This window comes from Pseudoscardovia radai, from assembly GCF_002259605.1.
Lineage (GTDB): Bacteria > Actinomycetota > Actinomycetes > Actinomycetales > Bifidobacteriaceae > Pseudoscardovia > Pseudoscardovia radai.
In genome coordinates this window covers 24,124-31,111 of record NZ_MWWR01000014.1, presented here as the reverse complement: position 1 = coordinate 31,111, position 6,988 = coordinate 24,124, and the positions used below count along the sequence as shown (strand labels likewise).

The following is a 6,988-nucleotide window of genomic DNA, read 5'->3' as shown; positions in this document are numbered from 1 at the left end:
GCCGGCGCTACGGGTACCGGCGCGTGTGGGCGGCGCTGCGCCTCAGGGGCACGGTCGTGTCGGCCAGGCGGGTCATGCGCCTGATGACCGGCAACGGGCTGGTGCCCCCGTTCAAGAGCTCGCGCCGCTACTCCTCGTACAAGGGCGAGCTGTCCGACGCGCCCGCGAACATCGTCAACCGCGACTTCCACGCGGACGCGCCCAACAGGCTGTGGGTCACGGACATCACCGAGTTCTCCATCCCCGCGGGCAAGGTCTACCTGTCGCCGGTCATCGACTGCTACGACGGCATGCCCGTGGCATGGACGATCGGGACGAGCCCGAACTCGGCCCTGTCCAACGGCATGCTGCGCAAGGCGTGCGCCGCGCTCAAACCGGGCGAGGGACCCGTGATCCACTCGGACCGGGGATGCCACTACCGGTGGGACGGGTGGATCTCGATCTGCGAGGAGAACGGGCTGGTGCGTTCGATGAGCGCGAAGGGCTGCAGCCCCGACAACGCGGCGGCCGAGGGCTTCTTCGGACGCCTCAAGCAGGAGTTCTTCCACAAGCGCTCCTTCGCGGGCGTCTCCCTGCGGGAGTTCATCCGCAGGCTCGACGAGTACATGACGTGGTACCGCGACGAACGCATCAAGACCGAGTTCGGCACCAGCATCGCCGCGCGGCGACGCGAGCTCGGACTCATGGCATAATGAAAACCAACGACAACGCAGTCCAACAAAACAGCACCACCCCCTTGCGGACAACAATCCACGATTTTTGGGCTCTAGACCCTCGAAAATGCCCGTAAGTCGTACCGCTGTTTTCGATTCTGGAACAGTGGTACGGCTTACGGGCAGATTTTTCTTCATTCGGAATCTTCTGAGCTCAACGGTGCCTCTCGCTGGCACGGGGGTGACCAGTGAGACCGACTGTTGGGGGATGGGCCGTTGGGAATGCGTCGGTTCTGTCCCAACGGTGCCTCTCGCTGGCACGGGGGCGACCAGTGAGAGGCACCGTTGGCGGGGAGACCGAGTGTTTTCAACGCCGGTTCGTTCAACGGTTGGTCTCGCTGGCACTGAGGCGACCAGTGAGACCGACTGTTGGGGGATGGGCCGTTGGGAATGCGTCGGTTCTGTCCCAACGGTGCCTCTCACTGGCATTGAGGCGACCAGTGAAGGCCACCGTTGGCGGGGAGGCTGAGTGTTTTCAACGCTGGTCTGTTCAACGGTTGGTCTCACTGGCACGGGGGCGACCAGTGAAGGCCACCGTTGGCGGTATGCGGAATCACGAATGAATCCGATGCCCCTCTCCCCAATAACAATGTGATGGCTTGCGGACCAAAATCCACGATTTTGGGGCCAAAATCCCTCGAAAATGTCCGTAACCTATCACATTGTTCTCGAATCGACAACAGTGTGATAGGTTACGGACACGCACCCCGGCGCCGCGCTGCGCCCCGGCGCCGCGCTGCGCCCGCGGCACCCGGCGCTTACTCCGGCGCTTACTCCGCGCGGGAGCTGCGCGAGGAGGCGGCCTGGGTCAGCTGGTACGCGATCAGCAGCACCGCCACCCAGATCACGCCGGCGATGACGGCGACGAAATACGAATCCGACATGCACATAAGCACCACGATCATGAGCTGGAACGCAATGACGAAATACGGCGTCACGCGCGCGAACGGCAGCTTGAACCGCAGCGCATTGAGCGCCTCCTGGCCAGTGAGCCCCGCCAGGCGGCCCGGTCCCTTGCCCGCGGCCACGGCCTTGCGGAACTTCATCTCCGTGATCACCACCATGCCCCAGTTGATGAACGCGGCGATGGTGGCGATGCTCATCAGGTAGTTGAACGCGAACTCCGGCCACAGGAACACCACCACCACGGCGATCACCGTGATCGCGGCCGACGTGAGCACGCCCGCCACCGGCACGCCGCGCTTGTTCGTGGTGCCGAGGTATGCGGGCGCATTGCCCTGGCGCGCCAGCGAATACAGCATGCGCGAGTTCGCGTACAGGCCCGAGTTGTACACGCTCATGACGGCGGTCAGGCACACGAAGTTGAGGATGCCGGCCGCGGCGTGCACGCCCACGGAGTCGAAGATCTGCACGAAGGGGCTGGAGCTGCCGTCGATCGTGTTCCACGGCACCACGGCCATGATCACGGCCAGCGCGAACACGTAGAACGTGAGAATGCGCGCGATGATGCCGTTCGTGGCCTTCGGGATAGTGGTGGCCGGATCTTCGGTCTCGCCGGCGGTGATGCCGATGAGCTCGGTGCCGCCGAAACTGAACATCACCACGACGAGCGCCATGAGAAGGCCGGTCCACGTGCCGTCGGGCGCGCGGGAGAGCAGGCCGTGCGGGAAGAAGCCGCCGTCGATGGTGAACAGGTTCGCGAAGGACGCGCGGATGCCCGACGCCGTCGGCAGCCCAGCGATAATCACCGCGATGCCGCCGATGATCATCGCGATCACCGCCACGATTTTGATGATGGCGAACCAGAACTCGAACTCGCCGAACTTATTGACGCCCAGCAGGTTCATGCATGTGATGAGCACGAGGAAGAACGCCGCCGACACCCATTGCGGGATGGCGGGGAACCAGTAGTTGACGAAGGAGCCGACCACCGCCAGCTCCACCATCGACACGAGGATGTAGTTGAACCAGTAGTTCCAGCCCGACACGAAGCCTGCGCGCTTCGACCAGTAGCGCGTGGCGTAGTAGCTGAACGCGCCGGCGTTCGGGTCCTCCACCGACATCTCGCTCAGGGCGCGCACGATGAGGAAGATCGCGAGGCCGCCGATGAGGTAGGCGAGCAGCACGGAGGGGCCCGCGAGGCTGATGGAGTCGCTCGAACCGTAGAACAGACCGGTTCCGATGGCGCCGCCGAGCGCGATGAGCTGGATGTGACGGTTCTTGAGCGAGCGCTGCAGCGTCGACGATTGCGTGTCTGGTGCTGCGGCGTCTGTGTTCGATATGCGTGGCGTGTCGGCCATGGTCCTCTCTTTCCTCTGCACCGCGTGCCGCCCGGCTGCGGCGGCGCTTGCGGATTCGATACACGATTGCGACGACGGTTCCGGTGGCGCGGTACATGCACTGCGGTGCGCGGCATGGTGTGCGGTGCGCCGCGGTGCGTGGATTATCGTCGCCGTCCGTCTGGGATTGTACGGCGTATGGACCCACGATGCCCCCGGCCGCCCGTTCTCGCGAAGGGCGCGGCGGCGGGGGAGAACGGGAGAATCGTAGAAACGCGCCGTTGATGCGGAAAGTGAAAAAGAAAGGGCCCCGGGCGCGGTGGAATGAATGTGTGCACCCGGGGCTAGTGCCCCCCGTGGGATTCGAACCCACAACCCACGACTTAAAAGGACGCTGCTCTAACCGTTGAGCTAGAGGGGCAACGAAAAGACATTATAACACGTCCCCGCCTCTCTATTCCCCTCTATTCCCCGGAAAGTTGGAATGTTCCCGCTCATACCTCCACGCGTTCGAGGCGTTCGAGGGCGGAGCGGCGGTGCTCGTAGCGGTGGGAGAACACGGCGAAGAGAATCGCGGCGGCCGCGGTGAAGGGCGCGCCGGCCAGGCCAATCGTGTGGTAATTCATCGCGGACGCCGTCAGCGCGGCACCGCCGATCACCGAGCCCATCGCATTGCCGAAGTTATACGCCACCTGCACCGCGGCGCCGGCAATCAGCTCGCCGCCGCCCGCGCCCGCCTGCACCATGAGCAGCTGCTGCGGCGAGGAATTGAAGAACATCGAGAACGCCACAAGGAAGGTCAGCGCCGCGGTGATCGGCCGCGTGCCCGGTGCGAGGAAGACCAGCAGGAGCCCGGCCACGCCGATCGCATGCGATACCGCCGCCGTGCCGCCGGGCACCCACCGGTCGGTCAGCCTGCCGCCCGCGATCCCGCCGATCACCATGCCCAGTCCGGCGAGCACCATCAGCGCCGGCACCAGCGCGGACGGCCATCCGCCCACGGTCTGCAGCCACGGTGACACATAGCTCCACCAGCAGAACAGCCCGGTGTTGCCGCCGAACACCCCCGCGATGACGAACCACGGCCCGGGATGCTTCAGAAACGCGAACTGCCCCTTGATGCCGGCGTCCTTGATCGGCGGCACGCGCGGAATCCACGCGACGGTCAGCGCAATCGTCATCGCCGCCCACGCCGCGAGCAGCAGGAACGCGCATCGCCACGACACCGCCTCGGCGAGCAGCGTCCCCGCCGGCACGCCGAGCATATTCGCCACGGTCTGGCCCGTCACCATCATCGACACGGACCGCGCCTCCTTGCCGCGTGGCGCCAGCGTGCGCGCAATCAACGTGGCGGTGCCGAAGAACGCGCCATGCGGCAGCCCGGAGATGAAGCGCGCGGCGAGCAGCATGCCCTGGCCGGTCGACAGCGCGCTGCCGAGATTGCCGATAAGCGCGATGGCCATGAACAGCACGATGAGGTTGCGCGGCGGCACGCGGCGCCCGAACACCAGGATCAGCGTGCCCGCGCACACGCCGAATGCGTAGGCGGAGATGTAGTGGCCGGCGACGGGGATGCTCACGTTCGTGGCCGCGGCGGCCTGCGGCAGGATGCCCATCATGACGAATTCGGCCGCGCCGAGGATGAAGGCGCCCGAGGCGAGGGCGAGGAGGCTTTTCGTCAGGCTCGGGGCGGTGTGGGTCCGCGCGGCGTTGGTTCGGGTGTCGTTATCGGTTTGCGAGGGTTGCACGACCGTCCGCTCCTCAGATCTTAGGTGTTGCTGATACCCGACGATTATGCTTCACGTTCCTGAACAGGTGTGCCGGGGCGGAGTGTCGGTCATCGGCTGGAGAGAGTACACGGCGAAAAGCAAAAGAAAAGCATCGAACCGCGAAAGCGCCTGTCGGCGCAAAGGCCGCTCGCAGCGGCAAAAAATGAAGCCCGGGGCTTAAGCACGGTCCGATGCACCGATAATTGTACGGCATGCCCGGTGCGCGACACACCTTGGAATACGCGCACCGGGCATGCGCGCACTGCGGAGTGCGCGCACCGGGAACACGATGGCGCGGGTCAGTACAGCGCGCCGTCGCGCCACAGATGCGCGGCCGTGTGGAAATCCTTGGCTGTGTTATGCAGGGCGCGCGCGTTCTTCATGATGGCGCGCGGATCGTTCGCGCCGTTCGCATCGTTCGTCTCACCGCGCGCCGCGCCGGCACCCGCAACGCTCGCCGCACCAGTCGCCGCGCCGCCCTTCGCCTGCTCGGCCAGGGCCTCGGCGATAATCTGGCAGAAGGCGCTCGCGCGGTCGAGGGCCATCGCGAAGTCGCCGGTGAACGCGCCGGAGAGGATGGAATCCGCGGTGCGCGCGATGTCATCGGCGGTCGGCGCCTCGTCGATGCCCGCCACGGCGCTTGCCACGTCGTCCACGGGCTCGCCGGCGCGCCAGATGCGCGAAAGCGTGCTGTCGTTGCGGCGCATCCACGTGCGCAGCATATATAGGCGCCACAGCGTGCCGGGAAGCGTGTCGGCATCCGACCGGCTCCACAGCTCGGCCACCAGGTCCACGCCTTCGGTCTCCACCAGGTTGAGCGTGCGGCGCACCACGTCGGGATCGGCGCTGTGGTGCACGCGGTCGAGCAGCGCCTCGGCCGTCGCATGGCTCATATCGCTGAGCTGCTGCGGGTCGAGGCCGCCCGACATATGGTCGATAAGGGCCGGGTCGAGCTGGGACGGGCGTGAGAATCGTTGCGATGCGGCGAATCCGGCGCCCGCCGCGCGGACGGAGCCGAATCCGGGGGAACCGGCGGCATCAGTAGACAATGGGGCTCACTTTCTGGATATCCGTGATCCGAGGGCCGTCGGGCGTGGGGATGAGTCCCAGCGCGATGGCGTGCCCCGTGGGAAGATACGGGTTGTTTCCTGGAACGATTTTCGCGAGGGCCGGTGTCAGGCAGATCTCGCGCAGATGGTCAATCATACCGCCGATCACGGGCCGATGCATGCACACGGCGGCTGGGCGGCGGCGCGACGCGCAGGCGTCCATCGTCGCGTATAGCGCGGCCCACGCGGCGTCGGGGTCGTCGGCGAAGGCGTCCTCGGTGAGCTCGGGAACCATCGTGACGTCCTGCCCCGTCTGCGCCGCGTACATCGCAATCGTGTCGGCACAGCGCTTCCACGGCGAGCTGTACAGGTCGAGCGGCGCAAAGCACGCGATCTCGCGCGCCTCCGCGTAGGCGCTTCCGGCGCCGCGAGGTGTCAGCGGCCGCAGTCCGTCGTACGCATGCCACGATTTGCGGCCCTCCGCCTTGCCGTGGCGCATGATGACGAACGGCACGGCGAAGGCGCTGCCGTCGCGCACGCGGCGCACGAACTCGTCCACGCTCGCCTTGTCGTCGCGGCGGGTCAGGGCCTTGCGCGCGTCATGCGGCGTCATCCAGTCGATGCCGCTGATCTCGCCCTCGTCGGGGTCGGCGACCGGTCCGAAGGGCTTGCCGCGCATCTGCGCCGCGTCATCGTCGAGCGGGTGTCCGATCCAGTAGTTCACGGTTTTGCGGATGCCGCGCTTCTTGACACCCTTCGTCGATGCCTTGCCCTCGTAGGCGAGGTCGTATTCGACGGTTGTCATATGCGATTGCAGCGCGACGGGGAATCCGGTTTCCTCGCCCACTTCGCGCGTGGCCGCGTGGATCCACGATTCGTTGTTCTCGAGCTTGCCCTTCGGCCAGCTCGTGTCGCCGTAGCGCGGGCGGTGCACCGTGCATACCTCGAGGCCGGCGAGGGGGTCGTCGAGATGCTCGTCGGGGTTCTGGCTTCCTTCGTTCCAACGGTAGACGATGGCGCCTGCCGCGTTCACGACATGCTGAAGATTGGACATGATCACGCTTTCCGAATGTGTGTCGACTCCATGTTCTCATATTGTGCCGCGGTGGACTGGCGCAGTATGGCGTCACTCCACAATGGCATGCGGCCCGCATCGTCGTGCAGGAGGAGGCGGGGAGGGGCTGAGAGCGGGAATCGAGCGGGAAAATCGTATGAAG

The 6,988-nt window shown here is 65.9% G+C and carries 5 protein-coding genes and 1 tRNA gene; 1 reads left to right on the top strand and 5 read right to left on the bottom strand.

The genetic code is table 11. The annotated features are described in order from the left end of the window. Window positions 1-692, top strand: a 692-nt coding sequence (locus tag PSRA_RS07190; protein ID WP_143516406.1) for an IS3 family transposase, incomplete at its 5' end; no start/stop codon positions are given. 791 nt (window positions 693-1,483) lie between these two features. Here the strand turns inward: PSRA_RS07190 and PSRA_RS07185 are convergent. The 5 genes from PSRA_RS07185 to PSRA_RS07165 all read right to left on the bottom strand — a co-directional run bounded on the left by PSRA_RS07185 (window position 1,484) and on the right by PSRA_RS07165 (window position 6,825). Next, window positions 1,484-2,956: an amino acid permease gene (locus tag PSRA_RS07185; protein ID WP_420820563.1), complete on the bottom strand. Its 1,473-nt coding sequence runs from the start codon at window positions 2,954-2,956 to the stop codon at window positions 1,484-1,486. Between the two features lie 345 nt (window positions 2,957-3,301). Next, window positions 3,302-3,374 (bottom strand) — tRNA-Lys (locus tag PSRA_RS07180). A 73-nt stretch (window positions 3,375-3,447) separates the two neighbouring features. Next, window positions 3,448-4,635, bottom strand: coding sequence for an MFS transporter (locus tag PSRA_RS07175; protein ID WP_094661225.1), 1,188 nt, complete (start codon window positions 4,633-4,635; stop codon window positions 3,448-3,450). Between the two features lie 386 nt (window positions 4,636-5,021). Then, on the bottom strand, window positions 5,022-5,771 hold the full coding sequence (locus tag PSRA_RS07170) for a thymidine phosphorylase (protein WP_094661221.1): 750 nt from the start codon (window positions 5,769-5,771) through the stop codon (window positions 5,022-5,024). Next, entirely contained in the window at window positions 5,761-6,825 is a 1,065-nt protein-coding gene (locus tag PSRA_RS07165) for an NUDIX hydrolase (RefSeq protein ID WP_143516404.1), read from the bottom strand. The genes PSRA_RS07170 and PSRA_RS07165 overlap by 11 nt, the downstream gene beginning before the upstream one ends. Between the last annotated feature and the right edge of the window lie 163 nt (window positions 6,826-6,988).

Coding starts and splice junctions, on each gene's coding strand:
- PSRA_RS07165 (WP_143516404.1), bottom strand. CDS start 6,825: ATGTCCAATCTTCAGCATGTCGTGAACGCGGCAGGCGCCATCGTCTAC.